Raw genomic sequence first — 20,070 nt, 5'->3', positions numbered from 1 at the left:
GCCTCCGCGCTCCGCGCTACGGCGAGACCTCGACGAAGCTCAACGAGCGAAGTCGGGGAGCCCGGCGATCCCAGGGCAGACGCCAGTCGCGCTACACGGCCCCCTAATCCCGACGTGTCGCCGACGGCTGGCTCCCGGCGACCGCCCCCAACACCTCCTCCACGACGCCCCGCACCATCTGGAGTTTGTACGAGTTATGCTCCAGCGGTTTGGCGCCGACGATGGCGGCGGCGCCCGCCTTGGCGATCGTCGCCTGATCCAGATTCTTCTGCAGCAGCGCCTGTTCGATGTTCGGCGATCGCCATGGCGTAGGGGCCACGCCCGACAGCACGGCGCGCACGCGATCGACTTTGCCGGCCTTGATCGAGATGGCAAGCGCGAATCCCGCCATCGCGAAATCCCACGACCCGCGGGCCCGCACCTTTCGGTACGAACTCATCATCGCCGGATCAACGGGTGGGAGCAGCACCTCGGCCACGATCTCGCCCGGCTCGAGCACGGTTTCCTTCTGCACGTTGTCGTCGGGCAGGACGTAGAACTTCTCCAGCGCGACGACACGCGAGCCCTTTGCCCCGGCGATGCGGACCCTGGCATCCAGCGCGATGAGCGCCGGCGCCGTGTCGGACGGATGGACCATCCAGCACGCACCGCCACCAAAGATGGCGTGGTACTGGTTCTCGCCGCCGATCGCGTAGCAGGTGTCTCCACCTTTCCGCGTGCAATGGTAATCGCCGCGGAAATACCAGCAGCGCGGCCGCTGGCAGAGATTTCCGCCGAGCGTGCCCTGGTTCCGCAGTTGAGGACTCGCGACGACGGATGCCGCCCGAGCCAGTGCGGCGTACTTCTGCTTGATGACGGGATGCGCCGCCAGTTCGGCGATCGTCGTCAGCGCGCCGATCCTCAAACCGCCATCAGCCGCAGGGCCAATGCCGCGAAGATCGGCGATGGCGCCGATGCTCACGACCTTCTGTGCGGTCATCACGTTGTCGCGCAGGCATCCCAGCAGGTCGGTGCCTCCGGCATGGACTCGAGCGGCAGGGCCGTCGAGCTGCTTGAACGCGTCGGAGAGCGACGTGGCCCGAACGTAGGCAAAGGACCGGAGCATCACTCTCCTCCCTTCTGGCCCTTTGAGGCCGGTTTCAGAGCCGCGAGCGCCTGAAGCACGCGCGACGGATTCATCGGTGCCTCGGTCAGCCGAAGGCCTGTCGCGTGAAACACGGCATTGGCCACCGCGGCCGCCGTTGGAATCGTGGCAGGCTCGCCGACGCCCTTCGCTCCCGTCGAATTGCACTCGGTGTCGTGCGGATCGACGACGACGATGGTCTTATCGGCCGGCGCATCGAGCGCTGTCGGCAACTTGTAATCGTGCAGGTTGGCCGACAGCATCCGGCCAAGTTGCTTGTGATCCATCACCCGGTCTTCAGTGAGCGCGAATCCAATCCCCATCGTCACGCCCCCGAACACCTGGTTCTGGAACGTCTTCAGGTTCATGACGCGGCCGCTGTCGTGAGCCGCCAGGAAACGCAGGACCTTGATCTCGCCCGTCTTGGTGTTGACCTCGACCTCGGCAAACTGGACCGCGAAGGGATTGATCGCCTTGCCGGGGGGATTGGGTCCCCGATAGCCGACGCCCACCAGCAGCGATCGGCTTCTGAACGCCGGAATCTGACCGAGGGCGGCCTTCTTCGACGAATCACTCTTCGACACGACTTCACCGCCTCGCAATTCGAGATCCGATGCGGGCAGTTTGAGATGATCGGCCGCCATCGCCAGCAACTGCTGCTTCACATCGAGCGCCGCGGCGCGGATGGCCGGCGACTCGGTGGGCACGGTCTTGCTGCCGCCGCTCGGCGTCGCGAACTGCGTGGTGCCCGTGTCGGCATGCTCGATCGAGATGCGATCGACGGGCACGCCCAGTTCTTCGGCCAGGATCTGGGCACCCCATGTCTTGGTGCCGCACCCATTGTCGCTCGCACCCAGGTTCAGATTGGCGCTGCCATCGGAGAAGAGCTTGACGATCGCCGTCGACGGCGGCCCGCCATTCCCGCCCTGCCACATGCCGGCTGCCACGCCGACGCCGCGCTTGATGTGGCCGGTCTGTGGCACGCGCGCCCGCGCCTCCGTCCACCCGAACGCCCTGGCGCCTTCGTCGTAGCAGCGCACCAGGCCGTTGGAGGTGTACGGCGGATTCCCATCGCGCGACTGGCTGAAGGACGTGAAGTTCTTCCGGCGCAGCTCCAGCGGATCCATCCCGAGCTTCGCGGCGAGCGCATCGATGGCAATCTCCAACGCCCACGCCCCCTGCGGATGCCCCGGCCCGCGAAACGCCCGCTGCGGCCCGGCATTCGTGTAGACGCTCTGGTTCTCGCAGCGGACATTCGAGCACTTGTAGAGTTCACGGATGACGAAGTCGACGCCGCCCGTGCCGCTGCCCGAATACGCCCCGCCCGATCCGACAACCGACGACTGGAAGGCGACGAGAGTGCCGTCCTTCTTCGCGCCCACCTTGAGCGTGATGGTGTTGCCGGGTCTGTTACCCATCGACTGGCATTCCTGCTCCCGCGTGACGAAGAGCCGGACCGGCCGCCGGGTCTTCCGGGCGAGCAGTGCCGCCATCACGCTGTACTTGCCCGCGTCGAGCTTGCCGCCAAATCCGCCGCCCATGTAGTGGCCGATCGCCCGCACATTGGCCAACGGCAGACCCAGCGCTCGCGCCATCGTGGCCTGGACCGCGTAGACCCCTTGCGTCGATTCCCAAATCGTGAGGTGGTGCCCATCCCACTTCGCCACGCAGCCGTGCAGCTCCATCGGGTTGTGCAGTTCATACGGGGTGCTGAACGAGTACTCGACCACTACGTCGGCCGTCTTGAAGGCAGCCGCCACGTCGCCCCGCTGGTACGCCGCGGGAGCCTGGGGTTTGTTGCCGCCTTCGCGAACCGCCGGTGCATCCGGCTTCAGCGCGTCCTCGACGCTGGTCACATGCTTGAGTACGTCGTAGTCGACCTTGATGGCGCGAATCGCGTCCCATGCCTGGTAGATCGTGTCGGCGGCGACGGCGGCGATCTCGTCGCCCTGGTATCGGGCATGCGAATCGAACAACCGGCTCGCGAACCCTCCGCCGCCGCTGAACCACGGGATGTTGGTTCCCGCCACCCCATCCTTGAGGATGCTCTGGACGCCCGGCATCTTCTCGGCGTCGCTCGTGTCGACGGTCTTGACCATCGCGTGGGCGTGCGGACACGACAGGATCGCGGCGTGCAGCATGTCCGGGAGCACGACGTCCGACGGAAAGACGGCCTTGCCGCTCACGCGGTCGAACGCGTCAATCCGGACGATCGGCTTGCCGACAACCTTGGTCTCGCCCCAGGGCTCCGGGGGCGACGCGGGTGCCTGCGTTTCGGGGAGCGGCCCGTCCCAGTAGTAGGTGTCATCGAGCTTCATGGCTCACCTCCCCTGCTGTTTCAGGTCGGCCGCCTTCGCGACCGCCTTGAAGATATGCGCGTACGCGCCACAGCGGCAGATGTTGCCGGCCATCCCCTGGCGGATGTCGTCGATCGTGGGTGACGGGTTGACGCGCAGGAGGCCCTCGGCGGCCATCACCTGGCCCGGCGTGCAATACCCGCACTGGAACGCGTCTTCGTCGGCAAACGCCTGTTGCGTCGTGCCCAGTTCCTCGCCCTTCATCACGCCTTCAATCGTCGTGATGTCGTGCCCGTCGGCTTCAACGGCGAGCGTCATGCAGGCGTACCGGGCCTTGCCGTCGATCAGCACCGTGCACGCGCCGCATTCGCCGCGCTCGCAGCCCACCTTTGTGCCAGTGAGGCCGAGTTGGTCGCGCAGCACGAACAGCAGCGACCATCGCGGCTCGACCAGCATCTTGTGGCGGCGACCGTTGACGGTGAGGGCGATCGTGCTGACCTCACCAGCGGGGATCTCGGTTATCGGGGGCGGCTCGGCCGGCGCAGCCGAGGCGATCGTGACGGCGGCGGCGGCACCGATAGCACCGGTTCCCACCGACGCGATGAAGCCGCGACGGCTGACGCCGGTTGTCGGCGACGCCTCCTTGTCCTTCTCGTCGTGATTCATGCAGACCTCCAAACACGCCCCGCGTGAGGGGCGGGGGAATTATATCCTCCGTGGTTCCGTCAGAACGACGGTTCCTCCGCGTCCCCGCAGATCCCCTCGAATCCTGTCTACCGACCGTCTACCGACTACTGTCTACGGTCTACTTTCCTCACACCAACAGCCGTCCCCCCTCCATCACCTTGTGATCGTCGAACCAGACGGTCGGCTGCTTGATCAATCCATCGAGGTGGCTCGCGACGCGGACGCTCCCCCCCATCGATTTGTTGTCGCCAAAGGCGATGTGGATCGTGCCCATCACCTTCTCGTCTTCGAGAATCACGCCCGTGAGGATCGCGCGGTCGTTTGTGCCGACGCCGAATTCGGCCACTGTGCGGGCATCCTTTCCGTGCGGCTCGAGCAACTCGACCAGCCGCCGCGCCGAGGCGCCTCCGGTGATGTCGGTGGCGAATCCATCCTTCACCGTGATGCGGATGGGCTCGTCAACCATGCCGACGCTCGCCATCGACCCGTCCACCACGACGATGCCGCGTGAGAGGCCTTCGACGGGCGCAAGGTAGGCCTCGCCGGTCGGCAGGTTCCCCCAGAGGCCCTTCTCGCGGAACAGGCCCGAGCTGGCGTGGGCCTCACGGCCCTCGATCGGCAGCGTCACGTCGGTTCCGGCCGGCGCGGTCACGCGGACGACCTTTGTCTGGCGCATCAGATCGCAGATGCGAATCGTGCGGGCGGCAATCTCCTTGTAGTCCGCGTTCATGCAGCGGACCATCACCTCTTCGGTGACGCCCGGGAGTGTCGCGACGCGCACACCCTTTGCGCTGGCGGCGCGGCGCGAATCGGTGTGCGTCAGCGACTTGGAGGTCGGACAGAGCACGACGTCCACCTGCGTCATCAGGGCCGCCACTTCCGCGGGCGGTTCGGCGCCGTTGCTCTGGCGCGGCGTCATCTCGATGAGGAGCACCTCGCTGGTGAGCTCCCGGGCAGCCTCGAACATGGCGTAGCCAATAGTCCTGAGCGGGGCGTCGGTGACGACCAGGACGCGCTCGCCTGAGCGAACGCCCATGCAGTCACGGACGGCGATGAGGGCAGCGGAATGAAGCGCGGACGAGATGATCATAGGCGGATTCTACTCGATGACAGACGCGAGGACGCCCCTGGGGCGCCGAAGCTGCCAGCGGCAGCGAAGGCGGCTGTGCTACAGTTTCCAAAGCCCCGCAGGCAAAGGAGCCTCAGATGTCTAATGCTATCGATGGACTGAAACCGGCCGGCCTCTGGAAGTGGTTTGCTGAACTCGCGAAGATCCCCCGTTGTTCCACAGATGAAGCGGCGGCGGCGGCATTTGTGTTCAATACGGCCAAGAAGCTCGGGCTCGACTGTCAGCAGGACAGCGTCGGCAACGTCGTCGTCCGCAAGTCGGCATCGGCAGGACGGGCTGGCGTGCCGATGATCTGCCTGCAGGGCCATCTCGACATGGTGGGCGAGAAGCGGCCCGACAAGGTCCACGACTTCGCGAAGGATCCCATCACGCTCGTGCGCAAGGGCAACACGATGATGGCCGATGGCACCACGCTCGGCGCAGACAACGGGGTCGCCGTCGCCACGAACCTGGCGATCATGGAAGACAAGACGCTGGTGCACGGCCCGCTCGAGTTCCTCTTCACGATCGATGAGGAAATGGGCCTCAATGGCGCGAACAACCTCCAGCCCGGATTCCTGAAGAGCAAGACGCTGATGAACCTCGACTCCGAAGAGGAGGGGGCGGTCTACGTCGGGTGCTCGGGCGGCAAGGATTCCGCCGGCACATGGACGCTCGAGACCGACGCGGCGCCGGCCGGGTCGGTGGCGCTCGAAGTGAAGATCGGCGGTCTGCGCGGAGGCCACTCCGGCCTCGAGATCGACAAGGGCCGCGGCAATGCGCTCAAGATCCTGAACCGGGTCGTCATGAGGCTCGGTGCGGTCGGCGGCCGCCTGGCGCGCATCGACGGCGGTAACAAGCGCAATGCGATTCCGCGTGATGCGGTCGCGCTGCTGTTCGTGCCGAAAGCCAGGCTTGCCGACGCCAACGCCATCGTCGCGGAGTTGAACGCGACGTGCCGCGCCGAACTGGCGACGGTTGAGCCGGGTCTCGAGATCACGGCCGCCGTGATCAAGGCCCGCGGCAAGGTGTTCAAGAAGAGTCTCCAGAAGAAGCTGACGCAGGTCATCGCGGGCCTGCCGCACGGCGTGATCAAGATGAGCGCCGATATCCCCGGGCTGGTGGAGACCTCGACCAACGTCGCCGTCATCACGACCGGCAAGAAGACTGTCACGCTGGCGACCAGCCAGCGCAGCTCCGTGGCATCGGAGATTGTCGAGATCGCCGACAGCGTCCGGGCGGTCTTCGAAATGGGAGGCGCGACGGTCTCAGGGTCGGACGGTTATCCGGGCTGGAAGCCGAATCTGGACTCGGCCATCCTCAAGACCGCCATCGCCACCTACAAGCAGCTCTCCGGCAAGGAGCCGGCCGTCAAGGCCATCCACGCCGGGCTCGAGTGCGGCATCATCGGCGAGAAGTACCCGGGTATGGACATGGTGTCGTTCGGGCCGACGCTCGAAGGCGTGCACTCGCCCGACGAGAAGATCTACATCGATACGGTGGAGAAGTACTGGAACTTCCTGCTGGCGATTCTGGGGAACGTGAAGTAGAGCGAGGTTCGGGAGGCGTTTGCCGAAGCCGGCTGCGCGGGGCCGCGGAGGAAACCGTCGTTCCGCCGACGACATCACCATGCTCTGCTACCCTCCCCCGAAGGGCGGCAGCCCGTGCAGGATCGAGGCGATGATCGCCGCGAGGGTGGCCAGGACACAGCCGACGGCGATGAGCATGTGGTCGAGACGCTCCGGCTTGAGAGGGTCGAGGATCTTCCCCATCAGGTAGCCGCCGGCAAACCCGCCGGCATGCGCCCAGTTGTCGATGCCGGGCATGATGAATCCAAACACCCCGAGCATCAACGCGTACCGCAGCGCCTCGCCGTGGATCAGGCTGCTGCCCGATCGGCGGCCGTAGTACATGAGCGCACCGAGCAGGCCAAAGATGGGTGCTGAGGCTCCGACGGTAAATCCCGCGCCGCCCAGGATCGGGATGCCTCCGAGCACGACCCACGCGCAGGAACTCGCGGCAAAACCAACAGCGCCTGCGATCGTGTAGATGATTACCATGCGGCCCGCGCCGTACATCTCGGCGCACGCGGGTCCGAGCTGCCTCACCCATAGCATGTTGAACAGGATGTGGAGGAGGCCGGCGTGGAGCCACCCGGCGCTGAGCACGGTCCACCAGCGTCCCGCTCCGAACACCGGAAGGCCGCCACTCTCCCCGAACAGGAAGAGCGCCGTGGAACTCGGCGAGAGGAACGAGAACAGCCCGCCCATCCGGATGTTCGGCCCCGACATGAGCAGCATCGCGACGTAGAGGCCGCTCGATCCCCAGATGACGAGCGGCACGAATCCGAGATCGTTGCCCAGCCGCCTCAGTAGCGGCGCGTAGCCCCACAATCCGGGGTTCCGGCGTCCGCAGTTGTAGCAAACCGCGTCGCTGACGCCCACCAGGTTGCCGCACGATGTACACACGACCGAGCCGCTGGTCTTTCGTCCGAGCATGTCCCCTCTCCTGGAGATCATACCCTGTGAAGGCCCGGTTCCCCGCAGGCGGCGCGCCCGTCAGTAGTTGCCGCCAAAGCGTGGATTGACGACGTTGTTGTAGATCGATCCGAAGGTGTAGGAAATCCCGAAGTACACCGAGTATTGGAACGACGTCGCCAGCTGGCGTTGGCGCACCAGAATCTCCTCGGTTGTTGCCTCACCTTTGGGCAGGTAGAGCTGGTCCCGAAGAAACGACGACCAGCTGTTGATATTGAACGACAGACCCTTGCCCAGCCGCAGGGACACACCGCCATACGCTTCGAGCCGGTACTTGTCCAGCTGTGACAAGTACTGTGATCCGTCCAGCTGAAAGCTCACCTGCCCCCACGGCTGGCGTGCCTCGATGTTCAGGCTGAGCTTGTGATTGGGCAGTGTCTCCGACACTTTGTCGTAGAGGGTGATCTCCTCGTAGGCGAACGACGTCACCCCGAGCGAGTACTGCAGCGTCATGATGCGCCGGGTCGATTCGGCATACGGGAAGAAGTTGTACTCAATCGCAGGCGCCGCGCTGACGACCCGCTTCTGGTTGGTGTACGTCGACGATTGCAGCGACGCCCGTCCGCCAGCCGACCAACGCGGTCCGAGGCTTTTCACCACGAGAGCGCCGATGTTGGAACTGCGCGTCACACTCTTGTAGGTCTCCCCTTCATCGAGGTCGTAGCTGCTTTGCCGGTACGAGGCGCTGGACGAGAGACTCACCTTCCAGGCCTCGGTCGTGCGATTGGCCGAAGCGCTGCCCGAGTACGACTGGCTGTTCGACGATTCCTCGCCGTACACGCTCCCGTTGAACGATACCCGCATCACCCAGAAGTTCCAGGCGTCGTCGGTGGGCTTCTTCGCCAGGCCGCCCTTCGCGGATGCGGTCGCGCCGACGGTCAGCGAATCGGCGGCCGACGAGTGGGCCACGTATCGCATCAGGCCGAGCTTGATCTTCTGGACCAGGCCCGATCGAATCGCGTCGCTCGTGCTGTCCGGCGGCGACACATAACGGAGACGATCGTCCACCCGCGCAAAGGGACCAAGGCCAATGAAGGCCAGCGTCACCTGGTTGCCGCCCGAGCCGGTGCTCTGGCCAGTGATCAGGATGTGCACGTCGGCGACCGTTCGGTCACGAACGTGATCGATGTAGGTCAGGTTCGTCCGGAAGTACTCGGAGTCGCAATCCCAGAACCCGCTGCAGTCGATGAACACCTTGACGCGGCCATCGACGTCTCGCACCGCAGGCGGCGCCGCGGGAGGCGGAGATCCGGGGGGCGGAACCTGGGCCTCAGCGCTGGACGGAAGGAGCGTCATGCAAAATAGCAGCCATAGCGACAGCGCACACAGGGCGGCTCGGGTCATTCGGATCCTCGCGGAGGCTGAGACACACTACGCGCTACTCGGGCTTTAGACACCGGCGCACCGCTTTCGGTTTGGTCTGTCGCCAGACATTCGACGGGGCGGGCGGTATACTGCGGTTCGTCGGTTCGGTTCCCGCCCCGCGTAAGGAGCCTATTATGCGCCGCATCGCCGTCGCTCTTGCCGCCTGCGTCTTCATCACGCTCGCCCCGGCCGGGCGCGTGCAGTCGGCCTCCCCGTTCGACGCGTGGTTCACGGTCGACACGATGCGCCTGGACTACTTCCACAGCGGCGGGCGCGGCACCGAGATTGTGGCGCTCGACCGCATATTGAATGACGGCGCCTGGCCCGGAAACCGGACGCGGCTCGTCGACGACACCAACCTCGGCAACTACCTCTTCGAGGTCATCGACCGCGACACCAACCAGGTGATCTACTCGCGGGGATTCGCCTCGATCTTCGGCGAGTGGGAAACCACCGGCGATGCCAAAGACAGCTACGGGACGTTTCAGGAATCCCTGCGGTTCCCGTGGCCGAAACACCCAGTGCAGGTCGTGCTGAAGAAGCGGGATCGCCTGAACGCGTTCCACGAGTTGTGGTCGACGCTGGTCGATCCGGACTCGCGACTCGTCAACAGGGCGCGCCTCGCGCCGATGGGCAAGGTCGTGACGTTGTGGGAAAACGGCCCCGCCGCCACGAAAGTTGACCTGCTGCTGCTCGGCGACGGCTACACGGAAGCCGAGATGCCGAAGTTCATTGCCGACGCCCGGCGTCTGGCCGAGACGATGTTCACCGTCGAACCGTACAAGAGCCGTCGCAGCGACTTCAACGTGCGCGCGCTGGCGGTGCCGACGACCGAGAGCGGCATCCATAACCCGCGCACGGGGACGGCGCGGCGCACGCCGCTTGGCACGTCCTACAACATCTTCGACAGCGAACGGTACGCGTTGACCATGGACAACCGGGCGTGGCGCGACATCGCGTCGGCGGCGCCGTACGATGCGGTGGAGATCCTCATCAACAACCGCTACTACGGGGGCGGCGGCATCTTCAACGATCACGCGACGGTGGCGGTCGACTCGGGCTCGGCGGACTACATCTTCGTGCACGAGTTCGGCCACCACTTTGCCGGCCTCGGCGACGAGTACTACACGTCTGACGTGGCATTCGAAACGGGGTCCGCCGAGAAGATCGAGCCGTGGGAACCAAACATCACGGCCCTGCACAATCCCGCCGCGCTGAAGTGGAAGGACCTGGTCGAGGCGGGCACGCCGCTGCCGACGCCATGGGAAAAAGGTGCCTACGAGAAGCACGAGATCGAGTACCAGGCCGAGCGGCGCCGGCTGCGCGCGACGAGTGCGCCAGAGACCGAGATGGACACGCTCTTTCTCGCGCTGGAAACGTGGGACACGAAGTTCCTGTCGTCGATGAAGTTCTCGGGCAAGGTCGGGGCGTTCGAAGGCGCCGCCTACGAGCCGAAGGGCCTGTACCGGCCCGAGGCGGACTGCATCATGTTCACGCGGGACAAGGTCGGATTCTGCCGCGTGTGCCGGCGGGCCATCAGCCGCGTCATCGATCTGCTTACGGCGCCGTAGCGGGCCTCGCCGCGATCTCGCGGCGCAGGTCTTCGACGAGGCGGTGCAGTGTATCGAGCTTGGCCAGGAGTTCATCGTGACGGCGAACCCGCGTCGTGGCTGTCCGGGGCGAGAAGGTGACCGACCCGCCGGGCTCAAGCACGCCCCGATCCACGTCTTCGAGCGACAGGTAGCCCTGCTTGTGGGCGGCGGACGTGAGTTCATCCACCGTGATGAGTTCCCGTTCCATCGCCTGCGTGTCCACCACCCCATCCTGGATGAGCGCAGTCGGAGTGCCTTCGACCAGGCGCTCAAGTCGCGGATGACGGAACGTCCACCGGACGACCAGATAGTTCACCACCAGCAGCGTCGACGCGCCGATCAGGCCGCCGACCACGCTGTTGTCGGCGCCGATGATGGCGTTCTGGACGGTGTTCGAGATGGTCAGGAGCACGACCAGGTCGAACGGATTCAGTTGCGCCAGCTCGCGCTTGCCCGCCAGCCGAAGCCCGACGATGAGAAACAGGTACACGATGATCGGGCGCAGAATCTTGTCGACAATGGGAATGCCCGGGACAACGATGTCGTTCCAAATATTGGTGTCCATCGCGAGGCGCCTCCACAACGTTGATCGCTGGACCAAGTGTCGGCCACCAGCATACACGCAGCCCCGCGGTCTCGGTTGTGGCTGAAGCGGTACGGGGACGGCGAACGACGCGATTACCGCGTTCGGCCTGCGATCAACCCGTCGCGACGGGTTCCGGTTCGACGATCACGGCGTGCTCGGTCTGGGCGGCCCGCTCAACCAGCCGAATCCACACAAGCAGGTCGCCGGCAGTGTACGGCAAACCAGCCACGAGCGGCTTGCCGGCGGCCGATTCGCTCGATGTCCACGCCGCTCGCGACACGTCCAGCACGTCCACCATGTACCGCCCGGCGGGCACATTCAAGATCAACTGCGAGGGAAACGTCTCACGCGGATCGGGATGCGGCTGACACCACAGGCAGTACACACCGTCGCCGACGAGGGCTCCGGCGCGTGTCACCCACGCGGGCCAGTGACTGACCAGGGATGCCGGCGCGGGGCGCACGGCGTCCATGTCACACCCCGGTGGTGGTTCGACAGCCGCCATCGCAGCCCGCGCGCTGGCGAGGAGTTGGTCGGCCGGAATGGCCTTGGGAAGATGTCCATGTATTGGCATAAGTCACGCCTGTCATCGAAGAAGTGGTCCCATTCCTGACGGACTGTAAGCCTCGCCTGACCCTGGTCCTCTAAAACCGCACCCGGGAAGTCGACGGCACGCGTGTAGGGTGAAACCTGTCCTTGAAACCGGACCGAGGGGCCGAACCGCCGACAGCGGTGAAGACACTCGCCCGCTGCAGGGGCCAATTCGCAGCATCCCGCAGACCTCGGATCCTGTCAAGGAGAAACGAGGGGAGCAACCCGCCCGCCAATGAGGTATCGTCTTGGCCGCGCGGCATACCCGCCGCCGATCGCGGCGAGGGAGGACAACCGGCATGGCCTGGGTTCAGGTGTACGACCCGTTCGGACAGGCATGGCTCAGCACAATCGCCGCGGCCCTGCCCATCGTCTTGCTGCTGGCGACGCTTGGGCTGATGAAATGGCCGGCCCATCGCGCGGCGTTGCTGGGGCTCGGATCGGCGCTCGTCGTCTCGGTGGGCCTGTTCGGGATGCCGGTCCGCATCGCCGTCGAGACGACGCTTTACGGGGCGGCCTACGGACTGTTCCCGATCGGCTGGATCGTTGTCGCCGCCATCTTCCTCTACAACCTGTCGGTGACGTCAGGGACGTTTGCCGTCGTGAAACAGTCGGTCGCCCGGTTATCGTCTGATCGTCGCATCCAGGCGCTGCTGGTGGCTTTCTCGTTTGGTGCGTTCATCGAAGGCGCGTCCGGATTCGGCACGCCGGTGGCCATCTCGGCGGCATTGTTGATGGGCCTGGGGTTCACGCCGTACCACGCCGCCACGCTCTCGCTGATCGCCAATACCGCGCCCGTAGCATTTGGCGCCATCGGCACGCCGATCCTCACGCTGGCGTCGGTCACTGGACTGCCGGCGTTCACACTCGGCGCGATGGCCGGCCGCCAGCTTCCGCTTGTCTCGGTGCTGATTCCGGCGTGGCTGGTCGTTGTAATGAGCGGGTGGCGCGGGCTACGCAGCGTGTGGCCCGCTGTCCTGGTGTGCGGCGGCAGTTTCGCGGTCGTGCAGTTTGTCTGGAGCAACTGCGTCGGCCCCGAACTGGTGGACATCGCCGGCGGGCTGGTCTCGATCGCCTGCGTGGGTCTCTTGTGCGTGAAATGGCAACCACGTGATCACGCAGGGGCCGCCGACGCGAGTCGCGTCGAGCCCATTCCCCGTCGTCTGCTGGTTCGCGCGTGGCTGCCGTGGATCCTGCTGAGTGTATTCGTCACGATCTGGGGCTTGACCCCCGTCAAACGGATGCTTACCACCGGATCCTGGTCGCCGGGAGATCGAGCGGCTGTTTCGGTGTCGCGATGGCTCGCGCCCCAACTCGATGTGCCTGGATTGCACAGGCGTGTCTTCAGGGAATACCCGGTCGTGCCGTCCCCAGTCGAGACCGCGCGAATCAACGACGCCGCATACCAGCAACGCCACGCCGAACCGGCGGTGTTCACGGGTAACTGGCTGTCGGCCACTGGCAGCGGCATCGCACTGGCGGCGCTGGCGACCGCATGGCTGCTGCGCATTCCGAGACGGACCGTCGTCAAGGTCGCTCGCGACACGATCAAGCAGATGCGGCGGTCGTTGCTCACGATCAGCCTGATGATGGCCCTTGGTTTCGTGACGAGGTACGGAGGCACCGACGCAACGCTCGGGCTGTCGTTTACGGGGACCGGCGTGATGTACCCGTTCTTCGCCGCGATGCTCGGCTGGCTGGGAGTGGCGCTCACCGGTTCCGATACGAGCTCGAACGTGCTGTTCGGCAGCCTGCAGCGAATCACGGCCGAACAACTCGGCCTGAATCCCGTCTTGATCGCCACGGCCAACAGCACAGGCGGTGTGATGGGCAAGATGATCGACGCGCAGACAATTGTCGTCGCTGGGGCGGCCACCGGGCAGCCCGGACAGGAGGGCACCTTGTTGCGCGCCGTGTTCTGGCACAGCCTGGCGCTGGCCGTGATCATGGGGTTGATCGTGCTGGCTCAGGCGTACCTGTTTCCCTGGATGATCCCGAAGCCATAGGTGACGCGGGTGACCGGCACGATTACGCGGGGCGCCGGCCCCAGTCACGCTTGACGAGCGCGCCCACCAGGCAGACCCACAGCGAGACGTACATCACGTTTCGCGCGAGCAACGCAACCATGACCCACGTGCTCATGATGTTGAGCTCCGCACTCCCGCCTCCCTCGTAGACCAGCAGCGTCAGAGCCGCACAGACCAGGAGCCACGCACCCACGGCGAAGAAGCGGCGCGTCGTGGCGCAGGCTTCCACCGCGGCGAGCGCCATCACTGGAATGGCCCAGAGCAGGAACTGAGGCGAGAAGACCTTGGACACGACCACGACGCCGGCCAGCGCCAGGGTCGCCTGTGCATACGATCGTTCTCCATCGAAGCGCCCGCGGAGCACGAGCGCCCACGCGGCGAACAGGAACGGCACGAGAACCATGGACAGCGATGCCGCCCCCATGACCGCGGCTTCCGCCTCACCGGCAAGCTCCCACGAGCCGAAACGGATCACGACGCCGGCTGGGTAACCCGCCAGCGAGAGCAGCCACATGACGCTTGCCCATGTCGACCCAATCTCGAGGCCCCGGGCGCCGTGGTAGCCGAGGAACGTGAATGCGGGGCTGCCGACGCGCCAGTAGACCAGGGCCGCCGGCCCAACGGCCACGGCCAGGAACAGTGCGACGCGCAGGACGACCGATCGGAATCGGGTGCGCGTGAGCAGTTCGCTCATCACGAAGAGGGGCGCCACGACTGCCGGGAACAGCTTGTAGGCGGTTCCCAGTCCGATGGCCACGTACGCACCCGCAAGCCACCAGCTCGCGTCCGGACTCGTGGCCTTCCGAACATTCAGACCTTCGTGGTTCGAGGTGTCCGCCGCACCCTGAGCCCGTGCCACCTCGGACGTGCCGACGACCTCGTTCCCGGGACGGGCCACGAGCCAGGCCGCCAGCGCCGTCGCCGCGAAGAGCAGCACGCCCATATCCAGCCTGTCGTACAGCTCATGTGCGAGGATCAGTGTGACGCCGATGTAGAGGCACGCGAAGGGCGTCAGAAGCGATGGCCGCCTTCTCGACACGATCCAGGCGAGGAGCGCAAACGACACGATGTCGGCTGTCGCCATGAGCGCACGAAAGCGGAAGTAATAGGCCAGCCGATCAACGGTCCCCGGCACCTGCATCACCCACCAGGCCAACGGCGGGTACTCGATCGGAAAGTCCACGAACGCCGTCCGCCCGGCAGCCGCCTGCACGATCCAGCCGAAGTAGATGCGAATATCGCTGGGATGCGGAGCATACCAGAACAGGAGTCCGGCCCGGGAAACGGCAAAGGCTGCGGCCACCGTGAGGCCTGCCGAAGATCCGAGCCAGCGCCGAAGCGCGGAGACCTGATGGGTAATCTGTGCTGCCCCTTCAATAGAGCCGGCGCCACGTGTAGAACATCACCGCCGAAAAACCCTGAAGCACGGCGAATGCCGCAATCCACGACGATCGATGCTTCGCGGGGATCAGGGTGGCGAGCCAGAGGAACACCGGAAACAAGGTCGAGGTCAGTCGCGCCAGCGATAACGTCGTGCCCGACGACAGTGGCGCGGCAACGTTGACGAGAATGAATACGCCGTAGACCACTCCCAGCTTCCGGGCGACGGGCCAGACCGCCGCCAGCGCGAGGAGCGCGGCGACGGTGTTGATGAAGTCGATCGGCATGGACGTCACGTACCCCTGCAGGCCGAACTGGGTGACCCAGTCATAGTGCGTCACCAATAGGTCCCACACGCCCGTCTTTCCCCGTCCCCACATCTCGTGGAGCCGAAGCCACGTCAATGGATCTCCGGTCAGGGAGTACGCGAACGCCGAGTACGCGCCCATCCCGGCAAGGGGCATCAATGCCGCGAGCACGCCGGCTGCGGGTGGCGCCCACGCGCGAGGCTGGAGTTCCAGACGCGCCGGTGGTGCCGGGGCGGCGCCCAAAGCGCGGGACGCGCGCCGCGCTTTGAATGCACTGAGGGCCGCAGAAGTCAGGAGGATCGCCGTCAGCAGAAACCCGTTTGGCCTCGTCAGCCCTGCCACCAGACCCCACGCCGACGATTTGGCCCACTCAGATCGGCGGAAGTGATAGAACGCGCCGACCGTCGCAAGCAGGTACAGCGACTCGGTGTAGATGGCGCTGTAGAACACGGCGAAGGGCGAGAAGGCCAGCAGCAGCAGCGCAGTTTCAGCCTGCTCGGCGCCGAGTTCCTCGCGGGCCAGGCGGAACAGGTAGACGAGCGCGCCGAAGAACGATGCCAGCGAGACGAGCGCGGCACCGGTCGCGACGTCGCCGACCGCCCAGCCGACCGCCCGAGACGCCATCGGGTATCCCGGAAAGAACGCGAACCGCATTTGATGACGCAGCGTTCCATCCCACTGATACCCTTCGGACGCGATTCCGAGGTACCACTCGGCGTCCCATTTCGCCATCACGTTGACGGCCTCGTTCGACGCGAGGCGCGGCCGTTCGCGATCGATTGGATAGCCGATGGCAACCACCGCCAGGTAGCCGGCCAGCAGGACGGCGCCCCGGCTCGCGACGAAGGGGAAAACGGCTCCCCTCACCGCGGATGAACGGCTGAGACCGACGAACCGAACCCACAGAGTCCGCGGGTTCGGAGGCCGCCATTGGAAAGCCGAGTGCGCGGCGCGGCGAATCGCCGTCCAGATCAGGACTGGCAACGGCTGTTTGCGAAACAACAGGTGGCGAAGCACCGCGACGCCGGCGGCCCACAAGAAGAGGCGCCATGGCGATCGTATCGACACGATCGCGGGGCCCAGCCGGAAGCGGAGGCCGCCGCTGGTCGCCAACATGACGCCGACCACGCACAGCGCGACGGTGAGCAGGTCCAGACACGTGGCCCACCACGGCACGGGTGCGTTTATGCGGTCTTCGGCTACGGCCCTCATGCTCGAACGATGCGCCTTTCAGTGGTGGCCACGCGAGCTGTCGCGAAGCTTACAGAGTATAGCTTGCTGTCGGTGCGGCTTGACAAGGGCGGGGACGTTCACCACACAATGGCCGCCGATGGGACCAGGAGTTGGACAAGCTGTTGTGGCGAGGCGTGCCGTCAGAGTCGCCTCCTGGGTGTTCGCGATCGCGATGCTCGTTGGAACCTGGTTCCTCATCTCCGTCATCGAGGATGCCAGCTGGGGCGCCGGCGACCGTCGCGCGCTCGTGACCGTGGCGCTCCTGGTCCTCACGATGACCTTTGCCGCGATCGCGGGACGCACACGCCGGCGAACAGGATCGACCCGACCGGCGATCGGCCTCGTTGCGGCGATCCTCGTGGGCGCCGCGTGTCTGCCCGCGCTGCGAACCCAGGTGGAACTCGGCGTCACGCGGTTCAAAGCCCCGCACTTGAATGACATTCCGCTGACGACCATGGCCGCCGCGCGGGTGATGGCGTCCGGCCGCAATCCGTATTCGACTCCGGTGGATCCGCGCGCGGAGAGCGCCGAACAGGGCAGGAACTACGACGGTTTCAAGTACCTGCCGATGATGGCGGTGGCGTTCGCGCCCGCGGCGTTGCTGGACAGCGCGCGGGGGGTGATTGTCATCAACGCCTGCCTGCACATTGCGACGGCCGTCCTGATCTTCGCGGCGGCTCGCATCCTGGCAGGTTCGCTGGCGGCGTCGTTCGGCCTGATCCTCTATCTGTGGCTGTCACTGGTGCCACGGCAGATGTTCACTCCCGGCGTGACCGACTACGCGGCCGTCGTGCCGCTCCTTGTGGCATTTCTTGTGACGGACCGGCGAGCCTGGCTGGCGGGGTTGCTGGTCGGCCTGTCGTTGTCCGCCAAACTCGTCCCGGCGGCGGCGGTTGCGGCAATCATCGCCCCGGCCGCGCCTCCCTGGCGCCCGGGCCCGGGACGCCGCTACTGGTCGGGGTTCATCTGCGGCTGTCTGCCGTCGCTGGCGTACCTGCTGTGGGCGCCCGGCGATCTGATCAGTAATGTGCTGCTCTTCAACCTCTCGCGTCCGGCGGATTCCACCAGCTGGCTCTTCGAACATCCGAACTGGTGGCGGACGGCCGCCACGGTCGGACTGGCCGCGTTGTTCAGCTCGGTCGCGTTGGTCAGGTGGGGGGCGAAGCCGGATCTTCGCGGGCGAGCCCTGCTCATCGTCGTCGTCACGATGGGGACCACGCTGCTTGGCCCGGTCGACCATGGAAACTACCAGCTGTGGTGGATTCCCTGGCTGTCGATTCTCTTCGCGAGCTCCGTTGGCCCGTTCCTGGTCGTCAAGACCTGATCTTGGGACGCATGTTGGCCGCCAGGATCCGCTTGCGCACGCGGATGGACTTCGGCGTCACTTCAACCAGTTCGTCGTCGTTGATGAACTCGATGGCCTGCTCCAGGCCGAGGACGCGGGGCGGCACCAGCCGGATGGCCTCGTCCGCGGTTGACGCCCGCATGTTGGTCTGCTTCTTTTCTTTGGTGACATTGACGTCGAGATCGTTGGAGCGGGCGTTTTCGCCGATCACCATGCCTTCGTAGACCGGGGTCGCCGGCTCGATGAAGATCTCGCCGCGTTGCTGCAGATTGTAGATGGCGTAGGAGGTGGCCTGGCCGGCCCGATCGGACACCAGCGCGCCGGTCTGCCGCGCAGGGATGGGGCCATACCACGGCCGCCAGCCGTGGAACAGGTGGTTCAGGATGCCCGTGCCGCGCGTATCGGTCATGAACTGCGAGCGGAATCCAATCAGGCCGCGGGTGGGAATCTCGAAGTCCATGCGGACGCGGCCGCTCCCGTGATTCACCATCCTGGTCATCGTGCCTCGGCGGCCGCCGAGTTGGGCAATGACCACGCCCTGGTACTCTTCCGGCACGTCGATGATGAGGTCTTCGACCGGCTCGACGACCTTGCCGTTCTCTTCCTTGGTCACGATCTCCGGGCGCGACACCTGCAACTCGTAGCCTTCGCGCCGCATCATCTCAATCAGAATCGACAACTGCAGTTCACCGCGCCCGATGACTTTCGCCTGCTCCGGCGATTCGGCATCCTCGACGCGGATCGACACGTTGCCCAGCAGTTCCTTGTTCAGACGATCACGGACCTGGCGCGACGTGACGAACTGCCCGTCGCGTCCGGCCATCGGCGACGTATTGACGCCGAAGACCATCGAGACCGTCGGTTCGTCGATCGCCAGCGGCGGAAGCGGGTCGGGCCGCTCCGCATCGGTGATGGTCTCGCCGATGGTGATGTCGGCGATGCCCGCAAGACAGACGATGTCGCCGGCGGCGGCTGTCTGGATCTCGACGCGTTTCAGTCCGTCGAAGGCGTACAGCTTGGTCACCTTCGTCAGTTGCAGGACGCCGTTCAACTTGCTGACCGCCACGGTGTCGCCGATCGTCACGCGACCGTTGAAGATCCGCCCGATGGCAATGCGGCCGATGTAATCGCTGGCATCGAGATTGGCGACAAACAGCTGCAGCGGCGCGTCCGCGTCGCCGACCGGCGGCGGCACGTGCGCCACGATGGCGTCGAACAGCGGCCGGAGGTCGGTGCCGGGTGTTGCGATGTCGGCCGTCGCGGTGCCGGTTCTGGCGTTCGTGTACAAGACGGGAAAGTCCAGCTGCGCCTCGGTCGCATCCAGATCGATGAACAGGTCGTAGACCTCGTTCAGCACTTCCTGAGAGCGCGCGTCCTGACGATCGATCTTGTTGATGACGACGATGGGCGTCAGCCGCCGCTCGAGCGCCTTGCGCAGCACGTACCGCGTCTGCGGCAACGGCCCTTCCGACGCATCGACGAGCAGGAGCACGCCGTCCACCATCGAAAGCGTCCGCTCGACCTCCCCCCCGAAATCGGCGTGACCCGGCGTGTCGACGATGTTCACCAGAATGTCGGCGTAGTGGAGCGCGGTGTTCTTGGCGAGGATCGTAATCCCGCGCTCGCGCTCGATGTCGGTGTTGTCCATCGCACGTTCAGCCACGCGCTCGTTGGCGCGGAACGTTCCGCTCTGGAACAGCAGCGCGTCCACCAGCGTGGTCTTGCCGTGATCGACGTGCGCGATGATGGCGACGTTGCGCCGGCTGGGATTGGCGACCGTCGGACGCGCTGTTTCGGGATTGGGCATCTCTCCAGTATACGCCGCGAAATGGGGTCGGACCTATTTTCACGTTCATCCATTGACTCCTCTTGTGTGGCAGAACGTGAAAAT

The 20,070-nt window shown here is 65.5% G+C and carries 15 protein-coding genes; 4 read left to right on the top strand and 11 right to left on the bottom strand.

Annotated elements, in window-relative coordinates; translation table 11 throughout:
* Positions 1-103: 103 nt before the first annotated feature.
* The 4 genes from NTV05_03195 to NTV05_03180 all read right to left on the bottom strand — a co-directional run bounded on the left by NTV05_03195 (position 104) and on the right by NTV05_03180 (position 5,197).
* Positions 104-1,105 (bottom strand): xanthine dehydrogenase family protein subunit M, encoded by a 1,002-nt coding sequence (locus NTV05_03195; GenBank protein ID MCX6543403.1) that lies wholly within the window; start codon positions 1,103-1,105, stop codon positions 104-106.
* The gene (locus NTV05_03190; protein ID MCX6543402.1) at positions 1,105-3,441 is read right to left on the bottom strand and encodes a xanthine dehydrogenase family protein molybdopterin-binding subunit; all 2,337 of its coding nucleotides are present in this window, start codon (positions 3,439-3,441) and stop codon (positions 1,105-1,107) included. Before NTV05_03190 ends, NTV05_03195 begins: the two co-directional genes overlap by 1 nt.
* A gap of 3 nt (positions 3,442-3,444) precedes the next feature.
* Positions 3,445-4,086: a (2Fe-2S)-binding protein gene (locus NTV05_03185; GenBank protein ID MCX6543401.1), complete on the bottom strand. Its 642-nt coding sequence runs from the start codon at positions 4,084-4,086 to the stop codon at positions 3,445-3,447.
* A gap of 148 nt (positions 4,087-4,234) precedes the next feature.
* Entirely contained in the window at positions 4,235-5,197 is a 963-nt protein-coding gene (locus NTV05_03180; protein ID MCX6543400.1) for an aminopeptidase, read from the bottom strand.
* A gap of 116 nt (positions 5,198-5,313) precedes the next feature.
* Between NTV05_03180 and NTV05_03175 the strand changes: the two genes are divergently transcribed.
* Complete coding sequence (locus NTV05_03175) at positions 5,314-6,765, top strand: aminoacyl-histidine dipeptidase (protein ID MCX6543399.1); 1,452 nt, start codon at positions 5,314-5,316, stop codon at positions 6,763-6,765.
* Positions 6,766-6,852: 87 nt separating this feature from the next.
* Here the strand turns inward: NTV05_03175 and NTV05_03170 are convergent, their stop codons facing one another.
* The gene (locus NTV05_03170) at positions 6,853-7,713 is read right to left on the bottom strand and encodes a rhomboid family intramembrane serine protease (GenBank protein MCX6543398.1); all 861 of its coding nucleotides are present in this window, start codon (positions 7,711-7,713) and stop codon (positions 6,853-6,855) included.
* A gap of 60 nt (positions 7,714-7,773) precedes the next feature.
* Positions 7,774-9,096: a hypothetical protein gene (locus tag NTV05_03165; protein ID MCX6543397.1), complete on the bottom strand. Its 1,323-nt coding sequence runs from the start codon at positions 9,094-9,096 to the stop codon at positions 7,774-7,776.
* Positions 9,097-9,251: 155 nt separating this feature from the next.
* On the opposite strand from NTV05_03165, the gene NTV05_03160 reads away from it, so the two are divergent.
* On the top strand, positions 9,252-10,688 hold the full coding sequence (locus NTV05_03160; protein ID MCX6543396.1) for an IgA Peptidase M64: 1,437 nt from the start codon (positions 9,252-9,254) through the stop codon (positions 10,686-10,688).
* Here the strand turns inward: NTV05_03160 and NTV05_03155 are convergent.
* Together NTV05_03155 and NTV05_03150 are read right to left on the bottom strand one after the other, a co-directional pair.
* Complete coding sequence (locus NTV05_03155; protein MCX6543395.1) at positions 10,675-11,274, bottom strand: DUF421 domain-containing protein; 600 nt, start codon at positions 11,272-11,274, stop codon at positions 10,675-10,677. The genes NTV05_03160 and NTV05_03155 overlap by 14 nt on opposite strands.
* Positions 11,275-11,407: 133 nt before the next feature.
* Positions 11,408-11,869 carry a hypothetical protein gene (locus NTV05_03150; GenBank protein MCX6543394.1) on the bottom strand — a complete coding sequence of 154 codons (462 nt, stop codon included), beginning with the start codon at positions 11,867-11,869 and terminating at the stop codon, positions 11,408-11,410.
* A 316-nt stretch (positions 11,870-12,185) separates the two neighbouring features.
* Here NTV05_03150 and NTV05_03145 point away from each other — a divergent pair, with 316 nt between their 5' ends.
* The gene (locus NTV05_03145; GenBank protein ID MCX6543393.1) at positions 12,186-13,892 is read left to right on the top strand and encodes an L-lactate permease; all 1,707 of its coding nucleotides are present in this window, start codon (positions 12,186-12,188) and stop codon (positions 13,890-13,892) included.
* Positions 13,893-13,914: 22 nt separating this feature from the next.
* Here the strand turns inward: NTV05_03145 and NTV05_03140 are convergent, their stop codons facing one another.
* Positions 13,915-15,216 (bottom strand): hypothetical protein, encoded by a 1,302-nt coding sequence (locus NTV05_03140; GenBank protein MCX6543392.1) that lies wholly within the window; start codon positions 15,214-15,216, stop codon positions 13,915-13,917.
* Between the two features lie 70 nt (positions 15,217-15,286).
* Positions 15,287-16,813 (bottom strand): mannosyltransferase family protein, encoded by a 1,527-nt coding sequence (locus tag NTV05_03135; GenBank protein ID MCX6543391.1) that lies wholly within the window; start codon positions 16,811-16,813, stop codon positions 15,287-15,289.
* Between the two features lie 145 nt (positions 16,814-16,958).
* Here NTV05_03135 and NTV05_03130 point away from each other — a divergent pair, with 145 nt between their 5' ends.
* Positions 16,959-18,158, top strand: coding sequence for a hypothetical protein (locus NTV05_03130; protein MCX6543390.1), 1,200 nt, complete (start codon positions 16,959-16,961; stop codon positions 18,156-18,158).
* Here the strand turns inward: NTV05_03130 and typA are convergent.
* Positions 18,148-19,986: a translational GTPase TypA gene (typA, locus tag NTV05_03125; GenBank protein MCX6543389.1), complete on the bottom strand. Its 1,839-nt coding sequence runs from the start codon at positions 19,984-19,986 to the stop codon at positions 18,148-18,150. The genes NTV05_03130 and typA overlap by 11 nt on opposite strands.
* Positions 19,987-20,070 lie beyond the last annotated feature (84 nt).

This window comes from Acidobacteriota bacterium, assembly GCA_026393755.1.
GTDB lineage: Bacteria > Acidobacteriota > Vicinamibacteria > Vicinamibacterales > JAKQTR01 > JBAXOX01.
The sequence above is the reverse complement of the archived record's forward strand: the minus strand, read 5'-3'. Positions and strand labels throughout refer to the sequence as shown.

Bases quoted from the DNA above. Each gene is read 5' to 3' on its own strand.
- NTV05_03195 (MCX6543403.1), bottom strand. From the start codon at position 1,105: ATGCTCCGGTCCTTTGCCTACGTTCGGGCCACGTCGCTCTCCGACGCG.
- NTV05_03145 (MCX6543393.1), top strand. From the start codon at position 12,186: ATGGCCTGGGTTCAGGTGTACGACCCGTTCGGACAGGCATGGCTCAGC.
- NTV05_03160 (MCX6543396.1), top strand. From the start codon at position 9,252: ATGCGCCGCATCGCCGTCGCTCTTGCCGCCTGCGTCTTCATCACGCTC.
- typA (MCX6543389.1), bottom strand. From the start codon at position 19,986: ATGCCCAATCCCGAAACAGCGCGTCCGACGGTCGCCAATCCCAGCCGG.
- NTV05_03155 (MCX6543395.1), bottom strand. From the start codon at position 11,274: ATGGACACCAATATTTGGAACGACATCGTTGTCCCGGGCATTCCCATT.
- NTV05_03190 (MCX6543402.1), bottom strand. From the start codon at position 3,441: ATGAAGCTCGATGACACCTACTACTGGGACGGGCCGCTCCCCGAAACG.
- NTV05_03165 (MCX6543397.1), bottom strand. From the start codon at position 9,096: ATGACCCGAGCCGCCCTGTGTGCGCTGTCGCTATGGCTGCTATTTTGC.
- NTV05_03180 (MCX6543400.1), bottom strand. From the start codon at position 5,197: ATGATCATCTCGTCCGCGCTTCATTCCGCTGCCCTCATCGCCGTCCGT.
- NTV05_03150 (MCX6543394.1), bottom strand. From the start codon at position 11,869: ATGCCAATACATGGACATCTTCCCAAGGCCATTCCGGCCGACCAACTC.
- NTV05_03185 (MCX6543401.1), bottom strand. From the start codon at position 4,086: ATGAATCACGACGAGAAGGACAAGGAGGCGTCGCCGACAACCGGCGTC.
- NTV05_03135 (MCX6543391.1), bottom strand. From the start codon at position 16,813: ATGAGGGCCGTAGCCGAAGACCGCATAAACGCACCCGTGCCGTGGTGG.
- NTV05_03170 (MCX6543398.1), bottom strand. From the start codon at position 7,713: ATGCTCGGACGAAAGACCAGCGGCTCGGTCGTGTGTACATCGTGCGGC.
- NTV05_03175 (MCX6543399.1), top strand. From the start codon at position 5,314: ATGTCTAATGCTATCGATGGACTGAAACCGGCCGGCCTCTGGAAGTGG.